The organism is Pseudomonas sp. NPDC088429 (assembly GCF_044753305.1).
GTDB classification, from domain to species: domain Bacteria; phylum Pseudomonadota; class Gammaproteobacteria; order Pseudomonadales; family Pseudomonadaceae; genus Aquipseudomonas; species Aquipseudomonas rustica.
In genome coordinates this window covers 15,865-41,546 of sequence record NZ_JBIVMX010000033.1, presented here as the reverse complement: position 1 = coordinate 41,546, position 25,682 = coordinate 15,865, and the positions used below count along the sequence as shown (strand labels likewise).

The window sequence follows — 25,682 nt, the reverse complement described above, 5'->3', positions numbered from 1 at the left end:
AGTTCATGTTTCCGATGACACCCATCGCGGCAGCGCTTGCACTTTTTTTATGTGCCAATGCCTTGGCTGCGCCTACGGATGACCGTCATACGCCACGTAACTTGCTGGCGCAGGCAAAAGGGTTGCCGAGTGAATTCGAAGAGCACTTCTTTGATGTGCCACTTGCGGTGCGTGTGGAATTGGATCAACAGTTTCTGGGGGAGGCGATGATTGTTTTATCTCGCGATGATCGCATCACCCTGCTCGAATTTACCGAGAGCACCGACAGTAACTTCAGTGCCATCGAACGCGATGTATGGGCCGATTATCTCGGTCGCGGCGTCGCACTGGGCGCCTGTCAGGGTAGTTGCCCCGAGCAGATGCTCGCCGTGCACTACAACCTGGAAAACTCGCTGGTGTTGATCGTCACCGAGAATGCCGAGCGCGACAGCCAGGCGCCGCGCTATTACCTGCAACCGAAATCCGGCAGCACCGGGTTGATTGTGCGCAACCAGCTCAACCTCAACGGCGGTGAGGATCAGGATCTTGGTGGTCGTTACGGTCTGGTCACCAGCAGCAGCCTCGGCAACTGGACGCAAAGCCTGAACGTACAAATGGCCCGTCTGGGCGGTTCGGATGAGCAGATGTATCACGCCGTGCAAGAGCTCTACAGCCAGAAAGAGCTGCAGGGCAGTTTTGTTCGCTTAGGCTATTTCATGCCCGATTCCGAAGGCCTGACTCGCCAGCCACGTTCGTTCGGTGTCAGCCCGGACACGGCGGTGGGCGCCATGTACGGCAGCTCCGACAGCCTCGCGATCGACAACCCGAAACCCAGCGTTTATCCGCTCTACGTCACCGCGAACCGCCAGGCTTCGGTAGAGATTTATCGCAACGGCATGTTGATCAACACGCAACCGGTCGACGCCGGTCTGCAAACTCTGGACACCCGACCGTTACCCGGCGGCATTTATGAAGTCGAAGTGCGTTTGATCGAAGAAGGTCAGATCACCTCCACCACGTCCGAGCTGATCTACAAACCGAACAACTGGCGCAATCATGACGAGCGCTGGCGCTACAACGTGTTCGCCGGGCGCGAGAGCAAATTATGGAGCAACTGGGACGATCAGGCCTCCGGCGGCATGACGGCGGGCGCAGCGTTCAACTACTTGCTGCATCCACGCGTCATCGTCGGATTTTCCGGGCGGCAGATCAGCGAAAAACTGCAATACGGCACCTCGATCGACTGGACGCTGGCCAACAATACCAGCGTGTTCGGCAACGTTTACCAAACCGAAGACCACGGCACCGGCCTCGATCTGCAGGGCATGTACAGCTACGGCTCCGGCAGTATTTTCCTGACCCACAACCGCAGCTGGCTCGACACCACCAACACCTACGAAACCCTGCCCGACGGCACGCGAGTACGGCAGCGCAACGTGTTCATCGGCCAGACCAGCAACTCGGCGTTGTCGGTCAATCATCGGGTCAGCAACAAAAGTTCGATCAACGCGCGGGTTTCGCACAGTGACGGCAATATCGAAGGTGTCGGTCTCGACCTCGGCTGGACGCAGCGTGGCGAATTGTTTGGCAGCGATGCCAACTGGCGCCTCTCGGTGTTCGACCGCCCCGGCAGTTTCAGCAGCGGCGATGCGCGCAACCGCGGGGTCGACCTGAGTGTCAGCCTGGCGTTGGGCGGGCCGGGCGAGCAGATTTCCGGCAGTATCGGTTCGCGAACTTCACGCGATGGCGGGCGTGACAACAATGCCTCCGTCACCTATCGCAAAGACTTGCAGGATCACTTGTTGCAAAGCGTCTCGGCCACTGCGATCACCGACACCTACGGTCTTGGGCTTTCCGGGACTGGCAGCTTCCAGAGTGACGCGGTCAATGGCGACGGCTTCATTCAGCGCTCTTCGTATAACAACAATTTTTCCGGCGGTTTGAACCTCGACAGCACCGTGGCGTTGAGTGGCCAATACATCGCCATGACCAGCCAACACGACCGCGGTGGCGCCGGGATGATCGTTGATGTCGAGTCTGATCTGGACGACATCGCCCTGCGCGCCGATGACTTGAGCGGCGGCAGCGCCAACCTGCGGCCGGGGCGCAATTTCATCCCGATCACGGCTTACAAAAACGGCACGGTGAGCTTCGACTTCGAAGGCAACGACGTCCCGGCCGCGGCGATTCAACCGGCACGCACGAGTTACCACTTGAACAAGGGCGGCGTGGACTATCGAAAAATCCGCGTGATGAAAACCCTGACGGTGCTCGGCCGCTTGATCGACCCCAAAGGCCAGCCGCTCAAGGGCCACCACATCATCAACCACGCCAGCCGAGGCGTGAGCGAAGTCGACGGGTTCTTCTCGATGGAAATGAACGCCGGTGCGCCGACCCTGGAAGTGCGTCAGGGCGATCAATTGCTCTGCCGGTTCCGCCTCAACACCGATGCCGCCCGGGTGGAAAACAACGTGCTGATGATTGGTGATTTGCGCTGCACGCCGGACACCTTGGCGGACACCGCTATTGCCAATGAAACCGCTGGCTGATCCGACCTTAAACCCGTCACTCGCTGTGACAGCCCGTTGCGGCTGTGTTGAAAATACAGAGGCAAATCGAATATGAAACGTTTGTTGGCAATTGGTTTTTTCTTGTTTGCACCCCTCGCTTTTGCTGCTCCGCAGATCAACGTCGGCGTGGTCTACGACTATCTGGATGCTGACAAAAGCACCTATCTGAAACGCATCTTCAATGGCGGCGACAGCACCGCATTTATCAAGATCAACATCCTTGAAATGATCTTCGACGAGCAGGGCACCGCCCGTGAAATTCCACTGCAATCCCAGGCCGGTGCCACGGCACGCGACGGCCTGATGGCCAGCCCGGCGCGGCTGATCGTGCCGGCCAACGGCACTCAAGGCACACGCTTGTTGTACATGGGCGCGCGCGATCAGGAGCGTTATTTCCGCGTGCGCTTTGTGCCGGTGGTGCCTGAAGCCGCCGACGAATTTGCGCTCACGGATGAAGAGCAGGCGGACTACAAAAAAGACTTCGCGGCCGGCGTTACGGTGCTGGCCGGTTACGGCACGGTGTTTTTCGTGCGGCCGAAAAACACCCGGTTCGACAGCGTCATCGATGACGGCAACGGCCAATATCAAATCCGTAATAACGGCAACAGCGTGGTGGTCATCGACGAGTTCAAGGACTGTCTCGCGGGCAACGAACAGGACTGCCAGCCGACCACCAAACACCACATTCTGGCGGGCCGGACATTCCGCTTCGACAAGCAGGCCGGGCGCAATTACCGCTTCACGGTGATTGAGGGCGCAGCGAAAAAGAAAGTCGAAGTGAAGGGTTAGGCCCACCGCGATTTGGATGGCAGAGGAACGATCATGAACAGGCGAAAAATTGCACGGGTGACGCTGACCGGTTTGTTGCTGGCCTGCACCTGTGCCCACGCGGCGCGCGAGGTGCAGGAGTTTGAAGTGTCGGTGAGCATTCCCTCTTCAGGGTTCCATGTGTTGCCGGCAGACCCTGGCTGGATCAGTCGCGAGCAGCGACTGCCGTGGAGTTTGCTCAACTCGACGCTCGGTGGTCTGCGCAAGGATTTTGATGTGAAAAACGAGAGCGGGGCAATCGAGGCGCAACTGGACGGTGTGGCTTATCTGTCCAGTGGCGAGAGTCGGCACGATATCAATCTGCAGGTGGTGTTCAACGGCAGGGTACTGAAAGTTGGCGAGGCGGTCGAGGTGGTTTCTTCGGTGGACGCCAAGCAAGGGCGACGAGTGTTGCTGGAAATCACCCCGCAGGTTCCGGACGACGGAATTTATAAACCGGGCAATTATTTCGGCAACGTCAACATGATGTTCAACGCCGTTTTGCCAGGTGCTTGATAGCCGATTATCCGGACTGAACAGGTGAAGGGACATGAAGAATATTTATGCACGTTGGGCGGTTGCGCTGCTGACCGGTTTTGCCGTGATGTCGGTGTCGGCGGCGGTTAAAGACATTGAAGCGTTGTTTCGACCGGACTCGGGTAATCCGCAAAACAACGAGTTTGTTAACCAGACGCCTTCGGAGGGGTTTTGTCTTCAGTTGCCCGGCCAGTGCAAGCCGGAAGGTCTGTTTACCCTGATCGCGCCCATCGTTTTCAACGCCAGTGAAACTATCCAGGCCTTCCATACGGATCCTCGCCAAGGGGGAATGGCCAAAGTCCCTTCGCATTGGCAGCGTATTGAAGTGACGCACGAATCCGGAGACAGGGAAACACTCGAGTTCCGTATCGCGGGGATTGGTCATGAGTCAGCCCTGCGTAAATCTGTATTGGAGATCGTAGAGTGGCAGGCAGGCGGAAATTTGTCCCTTGCATGGTCCATTCTTTGGACCGGTGGATCGTGGCGTGAGGCTCCGCCTCCCTGTATTGGAGTGGGCAGTGCCACGGTGGGGGAAGTAGGTTACAACAGTTTCTGGAAAGTCCCGGTCAATGCCGGAACGTGTGCGAAACAGGCGCGGTTCATGATTCCCGATTTCTTCTTTCGCTACTTCGTTTACGGCTATGAACTGCGCACTCCCAGTCCGTTGACAATGAAATCGGGTCGATACTACGGCAGCGTCGAATACTCGGTGGGGCCGGGTAAAGATTTCGATATGGGCGATCTGATGATTCCCGATGATGAACTGCTAAAGCTCAATTTCACCCTGGTCGTCGAGCACATGCTCAAAGTCGAAATCCCTCCGGGTGGCAACAAGGTTGAGTTGATCCCTGAGGGCGGGTGGCAGGCCTGGCTCAATCAGGGCCGCAAGCCGACGCGATTGTTCCGTGATCAGACCTTCAATATCTGGACCAGCTCGCAATTCAAAATGCAGATGACGTGCGAGTTCACCCTGGGTGATGTCTGCGGTCTTGAGGAACCTGGAGGTCGCATCGTGCCGTTGCAAGTTGCGGTGACTTTGCCCACCGGCCTGACCTCGGCGGGCGGCCAGCCGGTCGTTCGCCAGCCGTTGCGGGTGAGTGGCGTGGGCACCGAGCTTTTTCAGCCCGGAATTTATGTTGATCGCAAACCGGGAGTCCTGCACTTCGATATCAAGCAGGCCGATGTCGAACGCATGTTGTCCGGCGAGGCTGCCACGTATAGAGGCAACGTCACGGTTGTCTGGGATTCCGAGGTCGGCTGATCTGGTCAAAACCGGCTACCGATCAGGGAATTGATTGACGGCCTGCAAACACCCAGCCCACTGGCAATGTCCTCGGGGAAATACATTGGCACCCTGACCTACACCCTAGGACAAGGAGCGGATTTCGATTTTGGCGACATCATGTTGCCAACCGATTCCGCATTGACCTTGAATTTTGAGCTAGAGGTGCAGCACATCCTTAAAGTCGATATTCCACCGGGTGGCACTCGTGTCGAGTTAGTGCCTCTGGGCGGCTGGCAGGCCTGGCTGAATCAGGGACGTAAGCCGACGCGTCTGTTCCGTGACCAGACCTTTAATATCTCGACAAGCTCACGTTTCAAAATGCAGATGACGTGCGAGTTCGCGGTGGGCGATACCTGTGGTCTGGAGGAACGAGGAGGTCGTTCCGTACCGTTGCAGGTTGCAGTTACGTTGCCCGCTGGTCTGACATCGGCAGATGGCGGCGCAGTAATCCGCCAACCGTTGCGGGTCAGCGGCACAGGTACCGAACTGTTCCAGCCGGGCGTTTACGTTGACCGCAAACCGGGGACGTTGCACTTCGCGGTCGAGCAGGCGGATGTCGAACACATGTTGTCCGGCGGCGCCGCGACGTACAAAGGCAACGTCACGGTCATCTGGGATTCCGAGATCGGTTAACCGGGTAACAGTGCGTATTTTTTCAAGGCGTCACGGGTCTGTTGGCGGCTCAGTTGTTGCTCCTGATCGCCCAGATCCGTGATCAGCGATTCATAGAGCGAGTCCGGCATGGGTTGCCCGGTCAGCACTTGCTCCTTGGTCACGCCTAACCGCCGCGCCAGATCCTTGATCTCGTCACGCAAAGCCGCTTTTTGCCGGTACGGATCGATCGACCCGGCCCATTCGGCTTGCGCGGTGCGCAGATCGTCCAGTTGCGAAGCTTTTTCTTCGAAGGTGATTTTGTTCGCGTAGTAACGCTCGGGGTATACCTCACGCAGGTAGTCGACCCAGAATGGTTGTTCGAGCATGCGATTGATCAGGCCGTCGCCTGCCTCCATCGATTTCACCGTTTCAAAGGCCAAATCGATTTTGGCCTGATCGACCCCGGCGGTTAAACGGTAGAGCATATCCTGCGACTGCCACGGCAGATCCAAACGCTGCGCCAGTCCCGTCTGATAAGCCAGATACACCTCGACGACATCCGGATCACCGCCACGGCTCTGAATATCCGCTTGGGCGACGTCATTGACGTTATCCAGTCGCGCAGCGCCTCGGGCCAATGTCACCAGTTTTTGCTCGAGCATTTCTCTTGAGGTCGAAGACAAGCGGGCTTCGGCCGCCAGCACCTTAATGCCCATCTGATTGAATACCTGCGCCCCGGCGTCCCGGCAATTGACCGGAGCGACAGCCATTTCAAACAGATCCTGACGCAGGTTTTTGTCGATATCGACTGCATGGATCATCCGCCAGACACGGTCGCTCAATTGCTCCAGTGCCGAGCCGCCGGCGCGATAGTCCGCTGATTGGGTCAGGTCATTGATGATTTTGAAGAAGCCCCGCGAGTTGGGTTCCGAAGCCAGATCGGGCCAGGCTTCCGGGCGATAAATGCCGGTTCCAGGCATACGGTTGAATAACGCATCGGTCTTCAAAGGCCAGCGTCTTATCATTTCGGTGGTGGTTGCCGACGCTACATGCTCAGGGATAAGGCCGACGGAGGTGCGATAGTTCTCGTAGAGAACACGATTGATATCGGACAGCTCACTGGCGATCAGACGGGTGCGGGCGACGATAAAGGCGTTGTTGGAGCCCGGCACGACATGCGGGATTTGCTCGATCGGATTGCCCAGCATGTCGAGGAAGAACTGGCGCGGTCGGTACTTTTCAAACAGTCCCTCAGGCCAGGTTTTTAGCCCGGTTTCGTTCAGCGTAAGGATACTCAGACGTGGCATGCGGCTGACATTGGGGGCGAGGCCCAAAGGGTTGAGATCCAGGCGCAGGGTTTGCAGGCGCGTGAGGTTTTTCAGTTGCTCCACCGTTTGCGGTGTTAACTGAATCTGGTTGCCCGAAAGGCGCAAGGTTTCCAGTTGGCGCATGCGGCCAATGTCTTTCGGCAGTTGCTTCAACTCGCAGTTTCTGGCGCTCAATTGGCGCAGGTGATGAAAGTCCTTGAGCAGGCCCGATCCATCGGTGGCGAGCGGCACGTTGTCGAGTGAGAGGGTGGTGATCTGATCAAGGTAGGGCTTGAGATCAGGCAGTTTTTTCCACCAGTGCTCAAGATTATAACGACGCATTTCGGATGAAAGATCCAGCGTATAGCCGGATTGCGGTGCAACGCTGCGCTCGCCGAACACCGTGGCTTTGCGTTCAAAACAGGCCATCAGTCTTTCGGACAAATGCAGGCCGCCGTCGAGCATAAACGCCAGATTGTGCGTGCCACCGTTGCCGGAATTCCAGTTGATCACTTCCTCGAAGCGCCAGGTGTCGAGGGCGATGCGCAATGTGTCGAGGTCGTTTTCGATCCGCCGGATGCCAGACTCGGCATCGCCCTGAGTGCTCAGCTCGCGGGCAAAACCTTGCACTTCGTTTTCATTGAGGTGCGGATAAATGTCCCGAATACGCTCGAGCAGGGTCTGCCCGACTCTGGAATAACCTGGGCCACCCAGCAAAATAGTGGTTTCAGTCGTTACGGTGTTGCTGATCGGAGGTTCGGCGAGCAGGGTGCGACGTACGCTCGCGGGCTCGGTTTTGGCCATGATCCACTGTTTGAAATCGGCGGCGCCATCGAGTCGATAACCCAGCGCCTGGCGCTGGTCAGCGGGCAGGGCGACGAGGATTGCCTGGAACAGGTCGCCGGGCGGGTCTTGCAATGGCTGACCTTGAGCGTCGTGGGCGGTGTAACGAGAATCGGCATCCTTGACCAGCGCATGTACGGTCGTGGCGTCTTCGGCACCAACGCTGCAAATCAGCTCGCCCTGCAGCGATTGCTGGCGTACTTCGATGCGCAGTTGTGCCAGCGCATCGCTGTGGATACGCAGGGCATTGAGAGCCAGACGCTCGGTGTCGGCGGTTGCCAGCCAGTCATGATGAAAACCTTGCCAGGCGTGAGTGGTGCGGGTTTCAAATTGCAATTCGGCGCCCAGTTGCTTAAGCCGCAATGGCAAGTGTTGTTGCTGGTTTAACACGTCGAGTTCAGCATGCGTGGCGTTGCCCAGCAACGTGTCGGCGAGCGGCACCGGCAGCGTAGGGAATGCTTCGGTCAATACCGTTTGCGCCGGGCTCAACGGACGTTTCTGAGCGCGGTAACGCTGATCGAATAATTGCCGACGCAGACTGTTTGCCGTGTCGGCGATGCGTGTTTGCAGAAGCGCCTCTCGCTCTTCTGACGCTACGTCGAGGGCAATCGGTGCACCATTGGCTTCCAGTGTTTGCAGGACTGTTTTCAAACCTTGGCCGCCGCGCAGTTGCTGATCGCTCAACTGAACTACCAGTTTTTTGCCTTGCACTGATCTGGCCGCCGCTGATTGCCAGAGTGTTTCGCCGCGATTGTTGCTGACACGCAAGGGGACGTCGGCGGGCCATAGCCCTTGAGCTTCGATGATCTGCAACTGACTGGCCGGATCGCGTCCGGCCCGGGCCCGAATAACCGGATCATCGCTGCGGACGTTGTCGACGAAAGTCTGTACGTCGCGCTCGATATTGAAACGCTGCACGGTGTCGGCCAGCAGCGGCGGTATGGGCGCATTGTCGTGGTACATGCGGCGCAACACGTCGGGTGAAGTGCCGCTGGTTTGTCGAATCTGCTCCAGTTTCTGCGGATCCGTAAACGCTTCGACCGAATGGCCCAGGCGACGCATCAACGTGGTGTCGTCCCAGCTTCTAGGGGTTTCACCTTCGAGTACAAAACTACCGGAACCGTTGTGTCGAACCGGCACTTCAAAGGCATTCGAACGTGTGGCGTGGCGTACCACCATCGCATCGGTGGTCGCTTGTGCGGACACTTCGTAATGGTGCCCGTCCACCCGCAGCAGGGATTTGCCTTCGTGCGTATACAGCCCGTGCTCACCCCGCGCGAGTTCTGGCGGCAGCTTGCCTTTGAATCGGTACGGCGTCAGATCGGGCTTCCAAAGGCGAGTCTTTCCGCTCTGCAAGCGCACCGCTTTCAAGCTTTCGATGAAAGGTGAAACGGTGAAGTGAAAAACCGGTGCCAGCGCGACGCCCGCCGCGAGATTTTCAATGACATCAGTCAAGTGGGCCCAGCCTGCATCGCGGTCTCCTTCACTCAACTCCACAGCACCTTCGAATACCTCGTAAAGCAATTGTCCTGCCGTCACCACCAGCATCAGTTCGCCCAATCCGGGCACGACCAGCGCAAAGGCGTCGAGGGCGATAAAGCCGATATTCAGGTAATTGGCCCAGCGCTCCGAACGCGCCTTGGCGTCCTCATCGGCATTGGGCACGGCGATGACTCTGGCGTCGTTAATCAGCTGATCGAGCGACGCTTCGTGCAGCACTGGCCACAGGTCGAAATCCTCCCACAAGCCTTTGCCCGGCAGGTTGCAGTCGATGATGTGAAAGTTCGGCGCTTCAAGCGGAACCTGACGCACGCCGGATTCAGGTGGCGGTGGAATGTCGACGTGCAGCACCAACCGTTCACCCAGTCGCACCAGTTCGTGATGTCGCCACTTTTCTGCGAACGACTTTGGGGGGCCGTCATTGACGGTCTCGTTGAAGCGGCGGAAATAGTAGGGTTTGTCCTTCTGCGTAACGAAGCGGCTGAAGAACAGTTGATAGGCGCTCGGTTTGCCGGAATCGGGGCCTGTTGTATTGCCAGAGGGGCGGGCGGTCAGTTGGCGGGTCAGTTCTTGCTGGAATGCCTGATAGCTCGGGTAGCGCTTGAGCGGGTGTTCGGGATCGCCGGGAATCCAGGCCATCAGCGGCCCGTCGCTGTAGCGCTGGAACTCGCACGGCACAAACAGTACGCAGCCGTTCAGGCGCAGCCCCATCAGGCTCAAACCACGAAAGCGCAGTTGTTTTTTGCCGTCCATGACGACGCTGTCGCCGTTGACGACTTTCATCAATTGGTTGAAGTCGCTCTGACCGATGTCTTTCTTGATTAGCGCCAGACAGGCGGCAGTGTGCAGTGATTGCTTGTGGTAGTCGCCGTTGATCTGGCTTAACAGATTCTCGACGAGGCGGTTGCCGGTCGGGCGCAGAAAGTCTTTCAGGTAGCGCTGATATTGCTCGCCGATATTCAGACGCCGACACAGGCGCGCGAATACGTCGACGCTGACCGGGGTGGCAATGGGTTCAAAGTGCCCATTGGCATCGGGGCGGCTGATAAAGCACGAACTCGTGTCATAGAACCCCGGCCGGGTTTCGTCATATTCAAAGTTGTGCAGCGCCGCTTGCAGCAGTGAGAGGGTTTTAACCGTCAGTGCTTCGCTTTTGAGACCGAAAATGCCCAGGCTTTTTGGCGCGTACAAGCGCAGCCAAGTGTTGTCGGCATCGAACCCCGGGTCGAGTTTTTGCAGTTCAGGTTCCAGCAGGTTTTTCGCAAAGCTGTCGATGCTTTGGATTTTGTCGAACAGGGCATCCCGATGGTTCTGGCGCAGGTGCAGGGCTTCGGTGGCGTCCTTGAGTGTCTGTTGTTGGCCCGACGACGCCTTGGTGAACCAGGCCGGCAGCACCGGCCGGATCTCGCGCAGTTCGGCCCGGCGTTTTGCCGAGGCCTTGATCAGCACGTGGGGAATGGCCTTTTTCAAGGTCTCGAAGTGAATACCCCGAGCACGGGAATCAGACATGCGCAAAATCCTTTTGGCGTAGAAAGGATGTCAGTTTGCGCGGCTGCTGAGGGGGGCATGCGATACATAGTTATCGTTTGTGTATCGCAGTGTTTGCGGGATTTACCGAATATTTCAATTGCGCTGGGCGACGACAGGCACCTCGCAGCGGGTGTGGGAGTCAGGCTGCAGATACGGCGACAGAATCGGCGCCATGCCTTTGAGCACCTGCACGGGCAGTGCCGAGGTGAACTTGAAGTTCTCCGCCGAACGGCCCGGCACAAACGCCGTCAGCGTGCCGAAATGATGGTCGCCGATGTAGAACACGAAGGTCGCGGTGCGGTTGATCGATTTCGAGCTGAGAATCCGCCCACCCGAGCCAATCGCTTCGATGCGGTTATCACCGGTGCCGGTCTTGCCGCCCATGACCAACGGCGTACCGTCGGCGGTTTTGAAACTGCCGGAAACCCGTTTGGCGGTGCCGGAGTCGACCACTTGCGAGAGCGCCTCGCGCATGGCCGTGGCGACTTCGGATGGCATCACTCGTTTACCGACGTGAGGGTCGTTGGTCACGAGGGTTTCGTACGGCGTGCCGGCGGCGAAATGCAGGCTGTCGATGCGCAAAGTCGGCATGCGCACGCCGTCGTTGAGGATGGTGCCGATCAACTCGGCCAGCGCCGCAGGACGGTCGCCGGAACTGCCGATCGCGGTCGCCAGCGACGGCACCAAGTGGTCGAACGGGTAGCCGACTTTCTGCCAGCGCTGGTGAATTTCAAGGAACGCTTCGATTTCGAGCATGGTGCGAATGCGGCTGTCGCGCGCGCCTTTGTGTTTGCTCTTGAACAGCCAGCTGTAGACTTCCTGACGCTCGAACTGGCTGGCTTTGACGATCTGGCTGAAAGTCGCGTCCGGGTTGTGCAGCAGGTAACCCATCATCCACAGATCCAGCGGGTGCACCTTGGCGATGAAGCCCTGATCGGGCAAATCATAGCTGCCCGGGCCGTAGGAATCGTAGAGGCGGATCAAGCGATCATCGGTGAGTTTTTCGTTGAGCTTGGCGCCTTTGAGGTGAGCGCGGACGAAGGTGTTGAAGTCTTCCTGACTGGCATCCGGCAATAGATAACGGTGCACGGCGGCCATGCGGATCGGGGTCGGGCGCATGCTGTCGAGGAAGGTTTCGAGGCGCGCTTGGGTGTCCTTGTTTTTGTACTTTTTCCAGAACTTGAGCTGGAACGCGGTGCCTTCGCGGTCGGCGAAATTGGCCAGGTATTCCTGACGCCGAGGGTCGCGGTCGTCCTTGAGCAATTCGGCGCTGCTGTTCGGGCCGGAGTAGGTGACGTAGCGCACCACATCGCGCATCAGGCGAATGAACGGCAGGTTGATCGACTCCCGCAGGGCATCGCGCAGGGTCGGCAGGCGGCCGTTGTCTTCCTTGCGAAAGTTGTGGAAAAAGTGCAGCCCGCCGCCGGTGAAAAACGCTTCGCCGGGGCTCGCCGAGTATTTGCGATCGAGCGCGGCGCCGAGCATTTTCGACAGGTCGCGATCCTTGTTCTGCACCAGATAATCGATGACCCAGCGACTCAGTCGATCCTGATCCGGCACGTCGACTTTCTTCAGTTCCGGTACCGACATGCCGGCGTATTTGTCGTGCAGCTCGGAGATGATTTGCAGGTAAGTGGTCAGCACGCGCATTTTCGCCGTGGAGCCGAGTTCGAGTTTGCTGCCTTCATTAATGTCGAACGGCTGATCGGTGCTGTCGGTCTGGATGCGCACGCGCGAGCCGTCCGGGGTCAGCTCGAACAGGGTGAAGCTGTAGCGAACCTGGGTGGTGCTGGTGGGCGTCAGCAGGCGTTCACCCATCAGGCCGATTTCGGCGGCGAAGGCCGGGTCGGCGAGTTTTTTCAGGTACTCGGTGGCCTGCATTTGCAGGTCGCCTTGCAGGGTGCTGGTGGCCGAGAGGTCAAGGCGATCGAGGTCGTACAGCGGACGGTTGAGCATGCTCGCCAAGCGGCTGCGGGCGACACTGATGCCTTTATTGGTTTCGATTGGCTGGATGGTCGGCTGAGTTTGCCAGTCGCGATAGGTGACCTTGCTGGCGAGTGCGGCATCGGCCAATGCGCTGTCGATCACGCCGTTCTGTTTAAGCAGACGCAGGTGGCTGTCGGTGAGGTCGGCGAGTTCTTCGCGGCCCTTGGTCAAGTAGTGCGAAGGACGGCGCTGGGCGATCATCAGCGAGAGCATTTCACGCAGGGCCAGACCTTTGTCGGCCATGGTTTTCGGGTCGGTGGCCGGGCTGTTGAGTTGTTCGTTGGCCTTGTTGAAATCGCTGCCGTACCAGACGCGCAAACCTTCGGCCATGCCGTGCACTTCACCGTGCCCCGGGACTGCCGACAGCGGCACACTGTTGAGGTAATCGCGGACGATGTTCTGCCGCGAGCCCAAGGTGTCCGGGCCGTCCTGATAGGCGCGCACGCTGGCGGAAATCATCTGGCGGATCTTCTCGGCGCCCGACACGGTCAGCCCATCCGGCGAGTGCCGATATTTTTCCAGTTGCGTGGCCAGGGTGCTGCCGCCGGCTGACTGGCCGGGCAGGTGCAGCAACTTCGCCACTTGCGACCACGCCGCCATGCCGAAGCGCGGCCAGTCCACCGCCGGGTTGGCACGGGGTTGTTTAGGGTCGAGCAGAAAGCGGTTTTCAATAAACAACAGGCTGCTGACCACCACCGGCGGGATCGCCGCGAAGTTCGAGTAGAGCTGTTGCGGATAGTTGTATTTGTACAGCGGCGCGGCGCGGCAATCGGTGATGGTCAGGCCGGCCTGAATCTTTTCCGAATAGGGCACGAACAGGCCCTTGCCGGTGTAGCTGAGCAGGGCGGGGGAGAAGCGGGTCTGCTCGGTGATCACGTAATTGCGCTTGAGCAGACGCGGCAGGAATTCATCGAGGGCGCTGTAACCCAGGCGCAAATCGAAAGGGCCGTTGCCGGGGTAGTGAATCGCTTCACTGGGGCCCGGTTCCAGTTTGTAGGTCAGCGAGGCGGCGAATTTGCTCAGCTCACTCGACTGGAAACGCGAGGTGCGCATTTCCTTGGCCGCAGCCATTCCCACCACGATTGCAATAATCAGCAGCAATAACCAAAAAGCCTTCCAGCCATGCCGGGGACGGCGTGGTTTTTCGGGGACAGGCGCTTGATCCACACTCTCAGTCGGAACCACAGATTTACTCGAATCGGTTTGCCACAAAGCGCCCATAGTCGATTGATCCATTCACGCAGATTGATCGGACTTGTTTGAAGCTTAGACGGTGGTTGGCAGTGGTGAAAAAATTGTGACGGGTTGGGGTGGGGGAAAGTGCTGAACAAATCTGGAAGCATTGCGGATCTTGTCGCTAGAGCCTGTTCAATGGTCTGACAAATTATCTGTGGTGTAGCGCAAGTCATAGCCAGCAGGCATCCCAGAGAGGGTAGTCACCGATTTTCTTTACCAAACCGGCCCGCAAAGGATTGGCGACAATGTAGCGGGCGAAGGGACGCAGATCCTCACCATCGCGGATAGCGCGGTCGTGATAGCCGGTTTGCCAGAATGCGCCTTGCCGGTTCAATTTGCGATTTATGGTGAGCGTGCTGCGGGATTTGATGACCTGCATCAGCTGTTCCATACCGCAGCCTTCGAGTTGAACCAGCCAATGAATATGATCCGGCATCACTACCCAGGCGATCGAGTTGACCCAGCCTTTCTCATGAGTTTGCTGAAGCTCCCTTACCAATAGGCGTCCGATCTGCCAATCACTGAAGATCTTTGCCCGTCCATGTACCACTGCGGTAATCAGGTAAGCACGCCCCGATTCAGAGCAACGCCCGTGGCGGAGTCGATGCGAGTTCAACTGTTTGCGCATTCCATTGCGTCCTGTTTGATTGATCTCCTTTCAAGCTAGTTGCTCACCTTCCTACATGAAGCTGAGAAGGCTGTCGGACGTTTCCCCATTTCACGCAGAAACACCTGAACACAGCAAACCCTGTGGCGAGGGAGCTTGCTCCCGCTCGACTGCGCAGCAGGCCCAAACGCAGTAATCCCGGATTGCCTGAATGATCGGGGTGGCAGGTTTTACGACTGCTGCGCAGCCGAGCGGGAGCAAGCTCCCTCGCCACAAGTAGAGCGGAGACCTCCAGGAGTTCTGAGTTAGAGCATTCGCAAAATCAACTGGACTTAGGCAGGGGCATGACGTCGGTCGTTTCCTCGATTCAAGCAGGACTACCCAAACACGCCGCCCCCCTGTGGCGACGGAGCTTGCTCCCGCTGGACTGCGCAGCAGGCCCAAACGCAGTAATCCCGGATTGCCTGAATGATCGGGGTGGCAAATTTTACGACTGCTGCGCAGCCGAGCGGGAGCAAGCTCCCTCGCCACAAGTAGAGCGGAGCCCTCCAGCAGTTCTGCGCTAGAGCCTTCGCAAGAGCAATTGCACCTAGGCAGGGGCATGACGATGCACCAATGCTGTGCAATACTCGGCGCCTTTTTCGGCGGCGAATATTCCTACGTGAAGCAGGGAATGCCTCTCCGCAAACCGGGCTTTTGCCGAGAGTTGTCGCTGAATGTTGTGGTTTATAGAGTGAAAAGCCCTGCCCAAGGCTTTTTATACTGCACGCCCCGCTGATCTTGCAGGTTTTGTCCTACAAGACGCGTTTGCCCACGAGGCCGACGCGGTTTCACGGCAGCCAAGGCTTACCCGCCAACGTTGCGACACTCGGTGGTCATATCCAATAACAAGACGAGGTTGTACCCCATGCCAGTCGGCAATCACCTGCCTCACGGCGAAACCGCTCAGGGCGGTCCGCTCAAACGCGAACTCGGCGAACGGCACATTCGCCTGATGGCGCTCGGTGCCTGTATCGGCGTCGGTCTGTTTCTAGGTTCGGCCAAGGCCATCGAAATGGCCGGCCCGGCGATCATGATTTCCTACATTCTTGGCGGCCTGGCGATCCTGGTGATCATGCGCGCCCTCGGCGAAATGGCCGTGCACAACCCGGTCGCCGGCTCGTTCAGCCGCTATGCGCAAGACTACCTCGGCCCATTGGCGGGCTTCCTTACTGGCTGGAATTACTGGTTCCTGTGGTTGGTGACCTGCGTCGCCGAAATCACTGCAGTGGCCGTGTACATGGGCATCTGGTTCCCCGACGTACCGCGCTGGATCTGGGCCCTCGCGGCGCTGATCAGCATGGGCTCGATCAACCTGATCGCGGTAAAAGCCTTCGGTGAATTCGAATTCTGGTTCGCGCTGATCAAGATCGTCACCATCATTGCCATGGTCATCGGCGGCGTCGGCATCATCGCTTTCGGTTTCGGCAATGACGGCGTGGCGCTGGGCATTTCCAATCTGTGGGCCCACGGCGGCTTCATGCCTAACGGCGTGACCGGCGTATTGATGTCCCTGCAAATGGTCATGTTCGCTTATCTGGGCGTCGAGATGATCGGCCTGACCGCCGGTGAAGCGAAGAACCCGCAGAAGACCATTCCCGACGCGATCGGCTCGGTGTTCTGGCGGATTCTGTTGTTCTATGTGGGCGCGTTGTTCGTGATTCTGTCGATCTACCCGTGGAATGAAATCGGCACCCAGGGCAGCCCGTTTGTGATGACGTTTGAACGTCTGGGCATCAAAACCGCTGCCGGCATCATTAACTTCGTGGTGATCACCGCGGCGCTGTCGTCGTGCAACGGCGGCATCTTCAGCACCGGGCGCATGCTCTACAGCCTGGCGCAGAACGGTCAGGCCCCGGCCGGTTTCGCCAAGACGTCGAACAACGGTGTGCCGCGTCGTGCATTGCTGCTGTCGATTGCGGTGTTGCTCCTGGGCGTAATGCTCAACTATCTGGTGCCGGAAAAAGTCTTCGTCTGGGTGACTTCGATTGCAACCTTCGGCGCGATCTGGACCTGGGTGATGATCCTGCTGGCCCAGCTGAAATTCCGCAAAGGCCTGAGCGCCAGCGAGCGTGCCGGCCTCAAGTACAAGATGTGGCTGTACCCGGTCAGCTCGTATTTTGCCCTGGCGTTTCTGGTGCTGGTGGTCGGCCTGATGGCGTACTTCCCGGACACCCGCGTGGCGCTCTATGTGGGGCCTGCGTTCCTGGTGCTGCTGACCGTGTTGTTCTACGTGTTCAAGCTGCAGCCGACGCAAGTCACACAAGGTGCGGCGCGTTCGGCTTCTTGATTCATAGCCTCTGAAACAAAAGATCGCAGCCTTCGGCAGCGCCTGCCTTGGAACGTGTTTCCTGTAGGAGCTGCCGGAGGCTGCGATCTTTTGCTTTCTATAAACAAGCCGCCGCACCGCTCGTCGGAAGGGATCCTCTAACTGTAATTTCTGACAGTAGACCAAAGGGGGGAGCGGGCTTAGCGTATGCCTCTGTCCAATCCCGGGTGGCGAGGAGCGGTTATGAAAGGACTCTCTGCATTGATGGTCATCGGCCTGGCCGATGCGTTGATCCACTGGCAGGTATTTTTCGTCATGTGCAGTGCCGGTGGCTTGTCCCAGGCGGCCAGTAACTTCGCTGCGTTTTGCGTGGCGGCGGCGTTCACGCTGTACGTGAACATGCTTTACACCTTCGAGACTGGAACGTCACTGCTCAGCTATCTGCTGTTCATCTGTGTGATGGCTGGCGTGAGTGTGGGCATCGGCTTGATTGGCGATGCTCACGCGCTGCACGGGCTGATCACAGTGGCGTCCTTTACCGTGCTGAATCTATTGCTCGGGTACTGTTTTTTCCGCTTTGTATTGTTTCGCGAGTATGAAATTTGAGGCGCCAGCCTGTGGTTAAGACTGGCGCATTCAACCTTATGCCGCTGCGATTTCATTCGGCTCAAAACTGTCCGCCCGCGCCATCTGCCACATCCGCGAATAGAATGCGCCGCTCACTTCGCCCGTGAGCAATTCACCGGGTTTCAAGAACACGTGCAGCTCGGAAAACAGCTTGATCTCGGTTGCCGACATGCGTCGCACCAGATGCTTGGCCGACAGTTGCGACGGATGCTCAAGCCCCGCCGCCGCGAGCATTTCCGCCAGCGCTTTCAGCGTGCTGCGATGGAAGTTGAACACCCGCTGCGCTTTGTCCGGAACCACCAGCGCACGTTGGCGCAAAGCGTCCTGTGTGGCGACGCCGGTCGGGCATTTATTGGTGTGGCAACTTTGCGACTGAATGCAGCCGATGGCGAACATGAAGCCGCGCGCCGAGTTGGCCCAGTCGGCGCCGATGGCCAGCACGCTGGCGATGTCGAAGGCGCTGACGATCTTGCCGCTGGCGCCGAGTTTGATCTTGTCGCGCAGATTAAGGCCAACCAGGGTGTTGTGCACAAACAGCAGACCTTCGCGCATCGGCACGCCGATGTGGTCGGTGAATTCCACGGGCGCCGCGCCGGTGCCGCCTTCTTTACCGTCAACGACGATGAAGTCGGGGAGGATGCCGGTTTCCAGCATGGCTTTGGCGATGCCCATGAACTCCCAAGGATGGCCGAGGCAGAATTTGAAGCCCACCGGTTTGCCGCCCGACAGTTCGCGCAGTTGCTGGATGAAATGCATCATTTCGATCGGCGTGGAAAACGCGCTGTGACGCGATGGCGATACGCAGTCTTCGCCCATCATGATCCCACGGGTTTCAGCGATTTCTTTGGTGACTTTGTGTTTCGGCAGGATGCCGCCGTGGCCGGGTTTGGCGCCTTGGCTCATCTTGATTTCGATCATCCTTACTTGCGGGTTTTGCGCTTGGGTGGCGAAGCGCTCCGGGTCGAACCGGCCGTCGCTGGTGCGGCAGCCGAAGTAGCCGCTGCCCAGTTCCCACGTCAGGTCGCCGCCGTTTTCCCGGTGATACGGGCTGATGCTACCTTCGCCGGTGTCGTGGGCGAAGTTGCCGAGTTTTGCGCCTTGGTTCAACGCACGAATGGCGTTGGCGCTGAGCGAGCCGAAGCTCATCGCCGAGATGTTGAACACCGACGCCGAATACGGCTGCGAGCACTGCGGGCCGCCGACGGTAACGCGGAAACTGTTCGGATCGCTCAACGGCGCCGGACGCATCGAGTGGCCGATGAATTCGAAGCCGGACTGGTAAACGTCGATCAGCGTGCCGAACGGTTTGTCGGCGGTTTCGTTTTTCGCTCGCGAGTAAACCAGCGAGCGCTGGGCGCGGGAGAAGGGCAGGGCGTCGCTGTCGGATTCCAGCAGGTATTGGCGGATTTCCGGGCGGATGCCTTCAACCAGGTAGCGGATGTTGCCGAGGATCGGGTAGTTGCGGCGCACCGCGTGCGGGGTCTGCAGCAGGTCGAACACACCGATCAGGCTGAGGACACCGGTGACGGCGGTGATCGGCCACAGCCAGTCGTGGTCGAGAAAAGGCAGGCTGGCGAGGGTGAAAATCACGCAGACGGCAAAGAAGGCGTAGCGGCTCAGGAGTGACAGGCTCATACGGTTTCCTTGGTTCGGACTCAGGTTCAAAAGATCGCAGCCTGCGGCAGCTCCTACAAGTCAGTGCATGGCTTGCCCACTGTAGGAGCTGCCGCAGGCTGCGATCTTTTCAGGCGTTTTGTGCCTGAAGAAAAATCGAAAACAGCTCGGACTGGGATTTGATCCCCAGCTTGCTGTACATGTGTTTCTTATGGACTTTCACGGTTTCTACGGAGATTTCCAGCTTACGGGCGATTTCTTTACTGGAGCAACCGCTGAGCATCAAACGCCCGACATCCAGTTCGCGGGCGGTCAGTTGCGCGCCCTTGAGTTGTTGCACCGAAGTTTCCAGTTGCACCCGCCAATCGGCGGAGGCGGGCGCGGTAGTTTCGTTGGTTTCATAGGGTAGACGCTGGCGCAACAGCGCGAGCACCCACGGCTGGATCAGTGACAACAAGGCAATCTGCTCGCTGCTGAAACGCTGTTTGCTGCCCAGCGACAGACACAACGTGCGATCACCTTCGAGCTGACAATTGAACTGGATTTCGTCGGCGACCACATTCAGACGAAAGTATCGCTGGTAATACTCGGTCTGCTCAAAATGCTCGGGCGCGACCTCCCACAGACGATACAACCCCGAGCGCGATTGTTCGCGACTGGCGATATAGAACGGGTCGAGCAGGTACACGCCGCGCAGGTAATCTTCGAACAGGGCGTCCGGGATACCTTCCACGCCGGGGCTGGCGGCGAAGACTTGCGGGTGTTGGTCTGAACTGAACAGCAGCGCCACCCAGCTATCGAACGGCATGTACTGATCAAGCAAACGCACCAGTTGCGCCCAGAAATTCGGCTTGTCCAGCGCCTCGATCAATTGCCCGACGGCGCGGTGCCAGGTGATGTCGTCGAAGGAAAGTGTCATCGGTTTACCTTGAATGCCCGGCCGGATGCTGCTGCGCATACTGGCCCAGACCTACGCACGGGGCAATCGTGGAATTGGCCGGCGATTCACCCCCCCTGTAGGAGCTGCCGAAGGCTGCGATCTTTTGATCTTGATCCTGAAAAAAACAAGATCAAAAGATCGCAGCCTTCGGCAGCTCCTACGGGGGTTCTATGGCGTATGGCAGGTTTGCGTGGGATCCTTGGCGTTTTTTGAGTTTGGGGTTTGTTTATATGTCGACGCTTTCCGGTGCTGCCACTTCCATCATCCGCATCGCCGCCGCTCTGTTGATCGGCCCGGACGGTCGCACTCTGCTGGTACGCAAACGCGGCACTACGGCGTTCATGCAACCGGGCGGCAAGATCGAAGCGCATGAATTGCCGGTGCATGCCCTGGCCCGTGAGCTGGAAGAAGAACTGGATCTGCAAATCGATCCGGCGCAGGCGATCTTCCTGGGTCAGTTTTCTGCACCTGCTGCCAACGAACCGGGATGTGTCGTACAGGCCGATATCTTTCAGCTGACAATCAACGCCGACGTTTCCCCGGCAGCGGAAATCGAAGAAGTGATCTGGATCGACCCGGCCACTGACGGCGATGTCGTTTTGGCGCCATTGACACGCGATGTGATCCTGCCGTTTTATCGAGCCTCGCTGACCGCCATCGCCTGATCATCCACGCAAAGGACTTTGCCATGATCCCGCTTCAAGACCTGCTGATATTCGCCGCCGCCGCGTTACTGATGGTACTGACGCCGGGGCCGAACATGATCTACCTGATCTCGCGTTCGATCTGCCAGGGGCGCAGGGCCGGGGTCACCTCGTTGCTGGGCGTGGTCGCGGGGTTCTTTGTGCATATGTTTGCCGCAGCAGCGGGTTTGACGGCGGTGTTCCTCGCGGTGCCGATGGCCTATGAAGTGTTGAAGTGGGCGGGTGCGTTGTACCTGCTGTGGCTGGCGTGGCAAGCGGTGAAGCCCGGTGCGCGTTCGCCGTTCGAGGCGCAGCAACTGCCGCCAGACTCGTCGCGCAAACTGATCACCATGGGTTTTCTCACCAGTGCATTGAACCCGAAAATTGCGGTTTTTTATCTCTCGGTGTTTCCGCAGTTCATCACGCCTGAGCACGGCTCGGTGTTCACCCAAAGCCTCATCCTCGGGCTGACGCAGATCAGCGTGAGTTTCACCGTCAATCTGCTGATCGCATTGTTCGCGGCAGGAATTGCGTCGTGGTTCGTGCGCAATCCGACGTGGCTGGCGATGCAGCGTTATTTCATGGGTTTTGTGTTGGCCGGGTTGGCCGTGCGATTGATGCTTGAGCAACGAAGGGCGGCTTGAGCATGTGGATAGAACGGCTGGATGCCAGTCATGCCCTGGCTTATCGGGAGTTGATGCTGGAGGCTTACGATCGCCATCCGCAGGCGTTTACCTCCAGCGTGCGTGAGCGCGCGGTGATGCCGTTGAGCTGGTGGGAAGGGCGGCTGACCAGCAAGCTCGATGTGGTGCTGGGGGCATTCGAGGGTGGCACGCTGGCCGGAATTGTCGGGCTGGCGTTTGAACCTCGGGAGAAGGCTCGGCATAAAGCCACGTTGTTCGGGATGTATGTGTCGGCGGGTTTTCGACAGCACGGTTTGGGGGTTGAACTAGTGCAAGCGGCGATTGCCGAGGCGCAGAATCATCCGGCGTTGAAGGTCGTTCAATTGACCGTCACTGCCGGGAATGACGCGGCGTTCAAACTCTATGAGCGTTGCGGCTTTATCCAGTTTGGTCTGGAGCCATTGGCGGTGCGGGTTGGCGAAGACTACTTCGACAAGATCCATATGTGGCGTGAACTGCCTCAGGCATAAAGATCAAAAGATCGCAGCCTCCGGCAGCTCCTACAGGGTTTTGTGTAGGAGCTGCCGAAGGCTGCGATCTTTTGATTTGGGTTTTAGCGAACTGCGCTAACCCCATCCAGTGTCGAGAATGAAGTGTCCTTCGCCGTCAGCAAGAAATCGCGCATGTACGGCGCATCCAGCATGTCCGCACGGATCGCCGCGTACAGCGTGGCGAACAGGCCTTTCTCGCCCAGCCGCTTGGCCTTCACGTAACCGCGCGAGCTGTATTCGTGCAGCGCCCAATGCGGCATGCCGCACACGCCACGACCACTGGCGACCAGTTGCATCATCATCACCGTAAGCTCTGAAGTCCGTACCTGCGCCGGCTCAATATCCGCCGGTTCTAGGAAGCGCGTGAAGATGTCCAGCCGATCACGCTCCACCGGATAAGTGATCAATGTTTCCGTGAGCAAATCCTCAGGCACGATGTACGGTTTGCTCGCCAGCGCATGCTGATTGGCCACCGCCAGCATCGCTTCATAAGTGAACAGCGGCACATAAGTGATACCAGCGATTTCCAGCGGATCGGACGTCACCACCAGATCCAGATCGCCCCGCGCCAATGCCGGCAGCGGTGCAAAGGAAAAACCCGAGGCCAGATCGAGCTCGACTTCCGGCCAGGCATCGCGGAACTGGTCGATGGTCGGCATCAGCCACTGAAAGCAGCTGTGGCATTCGATCGCCATGTGCAAACGCCCGGCGGTGCCACCGGCCAAGCGGCTGATGTCACGCTCGGCGGCACGCAGCAGCGGCAGGGTCGCATCGGCCAGTTGCAGCAGGCGCAAACCGGCGCTGGTGAAACGCACTGGTTTGGTCTTGCGCACAAACAATTGCATGCCCATACGCTCTTCCAGTTCCTTGAACTGGTGGGACAGCGCCGACTGCGTCAGATGCAGACGATCCGCCGCGTCAACGAGGCTATCGGCCTCGCGCAGGGCATGCAGGGTTTTCAAGTGGCGGATCTCAAGCACCGATGGCTCCATGAACAAAATTTGCTGATTCAGCGATGGTGGTGAGTTTGTCTCATGTTGGCGGGGCTGTCGACCGCGTCTGATCGAGAGGCGCAATGACCGCTCGGCACTCTTCATCAAACTGTCACGCAACTGTGGCAGCGCGCTTGAACAAACTTCATCAGACTCGCGCTCTACTGGGGTTCTGCGTTTCGGTGTTTTTCATGCACAAGTTGTTTTTATCAGTCGCGGCCATCTTGGCCGCGCTTTTGTTCGGTGCGCCGTCGATGGCGGCCGCGCGTTGCGATGTCAACGTGCCGACCGAGCACGTCGATTTGCAACAAGTCAGCATTGCTTATCAGAGCATTGGTCGCGCGTCGGATCCGGCGTTGTTGCTGGTGATGGGCCTCGGCGGGCAGTTGATCCACTGGCCGGATGAGGTGGTGGTGGCGCTGTGTCAGCAGGGTTTTCGGGTGATCCGCTACGACAACCGCGACGTCGGATTGTCGACCTGGCGACAGGCGCCGGAAGAGGCCAACCTGACCTTCGAAGTGCTGCGCTACAAACTCGGTCTGCCGGTGTCGGCGCCGTACAGCCTGACCGATATGGCTGACGACGCGTTAGGCCTGATGGACGCCCTGCATGTTGAGCAATTCCACGTCTTGGGCGCGAGCATGGGCGGCATGATCGCTCAGCACATGGCGGCGATGGCGCCGCAGCGGGTCGAGAGCCTGACGTTGATCATGACCACTTCTGGCGCGGAAGGCTTGCCGGCGCCGAGTGCAGCGCTGGTGCAGTTGTTGTCGCGACGTGGCGCACCGAATCGTCAGGTGGCGCTGGAGCAGCAGGCGGATTTGCTGGCGGCGCTGGGTAGCCCGGCGGTGACCGATGATCGGCAGGTTTTGCTGCAACAGGCAGCGGCTTCCTATGACCGCGCGTTTAATCCCGAGGGTGTGAAGCGGCAGATCATGGCGATCCTCGCCGAGCCTAGCCGTGTCGCGTTGCTCAACCAGCTGCGCGTACCGACGCTGGTGGTGCATGGCACGGCCGATCCGTTGTTGCCGGTGATGCATGGCGTGCACCTGGCGGCGCATATTCGTGGCAGTCAGTTGAAGCTGATTCCGGGGTTGGCGCATCGGTTCCAGGAGGCGTTCAAGGAACCGTTGTTGGCGGCGGTGTTGCCGTATTTGCAGGCGCATCGTGAAGATACTTCGCATTGGGCGCAGATTGAGCCGGTGGTGGGGGGGAATCTGCTGTAACCATCAGATTCGTGGTTGGCCAGGGCCTCTTCGCGAGCAAGCCCGCACACACATTTGGAATGCGTTCCCCTGTAGGAGCTGCCGAAGGCTGCGATCTTTTGATCTTAAGGACAACGTCAAAAGATCGCAGCCTTCGGCAGCTCCTACAGGTGCAAGGTGATCAGGGTGTATCGTGCAAACTTTCCCGCACGATTTCCCCTGCGAGGTGTTTGATGAATTCCGCTCTGAAAATCGATTTTGTCAGCGACGTGTCCTGCCCGTGGTGCGTCGTTGGTTTGTATGGCTTGCTGGAAGCGCTGGAAATCCTGCGCAACGAAGTGCAGGCCGAGATCCGCTTCCAGCCGTTCGAGCTGAACCCGAAAATGGGCGCCGACGGGCAGAACATCGCCGAGCACATTCAAGAAAAGTACGGCTCGACGCCGGAGCAATCGCAGAAGAATCGCGACGCGATCCGCGCTCGTGGTGCAGAACTGGGGTTTGCTTTTCGCACCGATTCCAACAGCCGCATTTACAACACCTTCGATGCGCACCGTTTGCTGCATTGGGCGGAGCTTGAGGGTTTGCAGTTGCCGTTGAAGGAGGCGTTGTTCAAAGCGTATTTCAGCGATGGCGGCAATCCTTCCGATCACGGCCAACTGGTGCAGATTGCTGAGAGTGTCGGGCTGGATCGCCAGCGGGCCGAGGCGATTCTGGCGTCGGACGAGTTTGCCGACGAAGTGCGCGAAGAAGAGCAGGTATGGTTGCAGCGCGGGGTGAGTTCGGTGCCGACGGTGGTGTTTAACGGCCAGTACGCGGTGACGGGCGGACAACCGGTAGAAACATTTGTCGGGGCCATTCGGCAGATCATGGCCGAGTCAAAAGGCGGCACCGTCAACGGCTAAACACCTACCCCTGTAGGAGCTGCCGAAGCCTGCGATCTTTTGATCTTTTAAACAGCAAGATCAAAAGATCGCAACCTTCGGCAGCTCCTACAGTGCATCGGTGTTCGTCAGCTGTGCAGGCGCACCCAAACCGTCACCAACACCGTAGCCGCCATCAACCAAGCCACCGCCGCCACCGCCAACGACGCCTCCAGCCGCATCCGGTCTACCATCACATACAACGTCGCCAGATAGACGAAGTACGGAATGATCGACCACATCCCGAACACGATGGTGGTCTTCAAATCTTCAATCGAGCGCCCCTTGCCAACGATGTAATGCGCAATCAGCGCAAACGTCGGAAACAGCGGCACCAATCCTGCGATGTAATAGTTTTTGGTCTTCGACAGCGCCGCGATGATCAGCACCACCGCTGCGCCCAACAGCGCTTTGAAAAACAGATCCACGTCGTTCTCG

At 58.5% G+C, this 25,682-nt stretch carries 18 protein-coding genes and 1 pseudogene; 12 read left to right on the top strand and 7 right to left on the bottom strand.

All coding sequences use genetic code 11. The annotated features are described in order from the left end of the window. Positions 1 to 5 precede the first annotated feature (5 nt). From ACIP66_RS17385 to ACIP66_RS17365, 5 genes and pseudogenes are all read left to right on the top strand, one after another. The gene (locus tag ACIP66_RS17385; RefSeq protein ID WP_400649421.1) at positions 6 to 2,528 is read left to right on the top strand and encodes a CS1-pili formation C-terminal domain-containing protein; all 2,523 of its coding nucleotides are present in this window, start codon (positions 6 to 8) and stop codon (positions 2,526 to 2,528) included. A 72-nt stretch (positions 2,529 to 2,600) separates the two neighbouring features. After that, positions 2,601 to 3,338: a molecular chaperone gene (locus ACIP66_RS17380; RefSeq protein ID WP_400649419.1), complete on the top strand. Its 738-nt coding sequence runs from the start codon at positions 2,601 to 2,603 to the stop codon at positions 3,336 to 3,338. 33 nt (positions 3,339 to 3,371) lie between these two features. Further along, positions 3,372 to 3,872: a CS1 type fimbrial major subunit gene (locus ACIP66_RS17375; RefSeq protein ID WP_400649418.1), complete on the top strand. Its 501-nt coding sequence runs from the start codon at positions 3,372 to 3,374 to the stop codon at positions 3,870 to 3,872. 34 nt (positions 3,873 to 3,906) lie between these two features. Next, a complete protein-coding gene (locus ACIP66_RS17370; RefSeq protein ID WP_400649416.1) occupies positions 3,907 to 5,154 on the top strand; it encodes a hypothetical protein in 1,248 nt (415 codons plus the stop codon). Between the two features lie 42 nt (positions 5,155 to 5,196). Further along, a pseudogene (locus ACIP66_RS17365) lies at positions 5,197 to 5,811 on the top strand (hypothetical protein); the annotation flags it as partial. Here ACIP66_RS17365 and ACIP66_RS17360 read toward each other — a convergent pair. The 3 genes from ACIP66_RS17360 to ACIP66_RS17350 all read right to left on the bottom strand — a co-directional run bounded on the left by ACIP66_RS17360 (position 5,808) and on the right by ACIP66_RS17350 (position 14,802). After that, positions 5,808 to 10,931: an NEL-type E3 ubiquitin ligase domain-containing protein gene (locus ACIP66_RS17360; protein WP_400649413.1), complete on the bottom strand. Its 5,124-nt coding sequence runs from the start codon at positions 10,929 to 10,931 to the stop codon at positions 5,808 to 5,810. The pseudogene ACIP66_RS17365 and the gene ACIP66_RS17360 overlap by 4 nt on opposite strands. A gap of 114 nt (positions 10,932 to 11,045) precedes the next feature. Further along, positions 11,046 to 14,159 (bottom strand): transglycosylase domain-containing protein, encoded by a 3,114-nt coding sequence (locus ACIP66_RS17355; RefSeq protein WP_400649410.1) that lies wholly within the window; start codon positions 14,157 to 14,159, stop codon positions 11,046 to 11,048. A 184-nt stretch (positions 14,160 to 14,343) separates the two neighbouring features. Then, the gene (locus ACIP66_RS17350; protein WP_159815112.1) at positions 14,344 to 14,802 is read right to left on the bottom strand and encodes an REP-associated tyrosine transposase; all 459 of its coding nucleotides are present in this window, start codon (positions 14,800 to 14,802) and stop codon (positions 14,344 to 14,346) included. 886 nt (positions 14,803 to 15,688) lie between these two features. Here ACIP66_RS17350 and ACIP66_RS17345 point away from each other — a divergent pair. After that, positions 15,689 to 17,110: an amino acid permease gene (locus ACIP66_RS17345; RefSeq protein WP_053123460.1), complete on the top strand. Its 1,422-nt coding sequence runs from the start codon at positions 15,689 to 15,691 to the stop codon at positions 17,108 to 17,110. A 222-nt stretch (positions 17,111 to 17,332) separates the two neighbouring features. After that, positions 17,333 to 17,695 (top strand): polysaccharide synthesis protein GtrA, encoded by a 363-nt coding sequence (locus tag ACIP66_RS17340; RefSeq protein WP_282357824.1) that lies wholly within the window; start codon positions 17,333 to 17,335, stop codon positions 17,693 to 17,695. A gap of 36 nt (positions 17,696 to 17,731) precedes the next feature. On the opposite strand, the gene ACIP66_RS17335 is transcribed toward ACIP66_RS17340, so the two are convergent. Beyond that, the gene (locus ACIP66_RS17335; RefSeq protein WP_212548818.1) at positions 17,732 to 19,351 is read right to left on the bottom strand and encodes an FMN-binding glutamate synthase family protein; all 1,620 of its coding nucleotides are present in this window, start codon (positions 19,349 to 19,351) and stop codon (positions 17,732 to 17,734) included. A gap of 109 nt (positions 19,352 to 19,460) precedes the next feature. Beyond that, complete coding sequence (locus tag ACIP66_RS17330; RefSeq protein ID WP_400649407.1) at positions 19,461 to 20,249, bottom strand: response regulator transcription factor; 789 nt, start codon at positions 20,247 to 20,249, stop codon at positions 19,461 to 19,463. A gap of 251 nt (positions 20,250 to 20,500) precedes the next feature. On the opposite strand from ACIP66_RS17330, the gene ACIP66_RS17325 reads away from it, so the two are divergent. Genes ACIP66_RS17325 through ACIP66_RS17315 form a run of 3 tightly spaced genes read left to right on the top strand, consistent with a single transcriptional unit; the run spans position 20,501 to position 22,106 of the window. Next, positions 20,501 to 20,935: an NUDIX domain-containing protein gene (locus ACIP66_RS17325; RefSeq protein WP_400649404.1), complete on the top strand. Its 435-nt coding sequence runs from the start codon at positions 20,501 to 20,503 to the stop codon at positions 20,933 to 20,935. Between the two features lie 23 nt (positions 20,936 to 20,958). Next, on the top strand, positions 20,959 to 21,597 hold the full coding sequence (locus ACIP66_RS17320) for a LysE family translocator (protein WP_282359200.1): 639 nt from the start codon (positions 20,959 to 20,961) through the stop codon (positions 21,595 to 21,597). Between the two features lie 2 nt (positions 21,598 to 21,599). Continuing rightward, positions 21,600 to 22,106 carry a GNAT family N-acetyltransferase gene (locus tag ACIP66_RS17315; protein ID WP_400649441.1) on the top strand — a complete coding sequence of 169 codons (507 nt, stop codon included), beginning with the start codon at positions 21,600 to 21,602 and terminating at the stop codon, positions 22,104 to 22,106. Between the two features lie 83 nt (positions 22,107 to 22,189). On the opposite strand, the gene metR is transcribed toward ACIP66_RS17315, so the two are convergent. Next, positions 22,190 to 23,107, bottom strand: coding sequence for a transcriptional regulator MetR (metR, locus tag ACIP66_RS17310; RefSeq protein ID WP_008087231.1), 918 nt, complete (start codon positions 23,105 to 23,107; stop codon positions 22,190 to 22,192). A gap of 203 nt (positions 23,108 to 23,310) precedes the next feature. Here metR and ACIP66_RS17305 point away from each other — a divergent pair, with 203 nt between their 5' ends. Then, positions 23,311 to 24,345, top strand: coding sequence for an alpha/beta fold hydrolase (locus ACIP66_RS17305; RefSeq protein ID WP_400649400.1), 1,035 nt, complete (start codon positions 23,311 to 23,313; stop codon positions 24,343 to 24,345). A 212-nt stretch (positions 24,346 to 24,557) separates the two neighbouring features. Beyond that, on the top strand, positions 24,558 to 25,226 hold the full coding sequence (locus tag ACIP66_RS17300; protein ID WP_212546295.1) for a DsbA family oxidoreductase: 669 nt from the start codon (positions 24,558 to 24,560) through the stop codon (positions 25,224 to 25,226). A 107-nt stretch (positions 25,227 to 25,333) separates the two neighbouring features. Here ACIP66_RS17300 and ACIP66_RS17295 read toward each other — a convergent pair whose 3' ends face one another. Then, positions 25,334 to 25,672, bottom strand: a complete 339-nt coding sequence (locus tag ACIP66_RS17295; RefSeq protein WP_008079444.1) for a GlpM family protein — start codon at positions 25,670 to 25,672, stop codon at positions 25,334 to 25,336. Positions 25,673 to 25,682: the final 10 nt, after the last annotated feature.

Bases quoted from the DNA above. Each gene is read 5' to 3' on its own strand.
- ACIP66_RS17385 (WP_400649421.1), top strand. From the start codon at position 6: ATGTTTCCGATGACACCCATCGCGGCAGCGCTTGCACTTTTTTTATGT.
- ACIP66_RS17380 (WP_400649419.1), top strand. From the start codon at position 2,601: ATGAAACGTTTGTTGGCAATTGGTTTTTTCTTGTTTGCACCCCTCGCT.
- ACIP66_RS17375 (WP_400649418.1), top strand. From the start codon at position 3,372: ATGAACAGGCGAAAAATTGCACGGGTGACGCTGACCGGTTTGTTGCTG.
- ACIP66_RS17370 (WP_400649416.1), top strand. From the start codon at position 3,907: ATGAAGAATATTTATGCACGTTGGGCGGTTGCGCTGCTGACCGGTTTT.
- ACIP66_RS17360 (WP_400649413.1), bottom strand. From the start codon at position 10,931: ATGTCTGATTCCCGTGCTCGGGGTATTCACTTCGAGACCTTGAAAAAG.
- ACIP66_RS17355 (WP_400649410.1), bottom strand. From the start codon at position 14,159: ATGGGCGCTTTGTGGCAAACCGATTCGAGTAAATCTGTGGTTCCGACT.
- ACIP66_RS17350 (WP_159815112.1), bottom strand. From the start codon at position 14,802: ATGCGCAAACAGTTGAACTCGCATCGACTCCGCCACGGGCGTTGCTCT.
- ACIP66_RS17345 (WP_053123460.1), top strand. From the start codon at position 15,689: ATGCCAGTCGGCAATCACCTGCCTCACGGCGAAACCGCTCAGGGCGGT.
- ACIP66_RS17340 (WP_282357824.1), top strand. From the start codon at position 17,333: ATGAAAGGACTCTCTGCATTGATGGTCATCGGCCTGGCCGATGCGTTG.
- ACIP66_RS17335 (WP_212548818.1), bottom strand. From the start codon at position 19,351: ATGAGCCTGTCACTCCTGAGCCGCTACGCCTTCTTTGCCGTCTGCGTG.
- ACIP66_RS17330 (WP_400649407.1), bottom strand. From the start codon at position 20,249: ATGACACTTTCCTTCGACGACATCACCTGGCACCGCGCCGTCGGGCAA.
- ACIP66_RS17325 (WP_400649404.1), top strand. From the start codon at position 20,501: ATGTCGACGCTTTCCGGTGCTGCCACTTCCATCATCCGCATCGCCGCC.
- ACIP66_RS17320 (WP_282359200.1), top strand. From the start codon at position 20,959: ATGATCCCGCTTCAAGACCTGCTGATATTCGCCGCCGCCGCGTTACTG.
- ACIP66_RS17315 (WP_400649441.1), top strand. From the start codon at position 21,600: ATGTGGATAGAACGGCTGGATGCCAGTCATGCCCTGGCTTATCGGGAG.
- ACIP66_RS17305 (WP_400649400.1), top strand. From the start codon at position 23,311: ATGCACAAGTTGTTTTTATCAGTCGCGGCCATCTTGGCCGCGCTTTTG.
- ACIP66_RS17300 (WP_212546295.1), top strand. From the start codon at position 24,558: ATGAATTCCGCTCTGAAAATCGATTTTGTCAGCGACGTGTCCTGCCCG.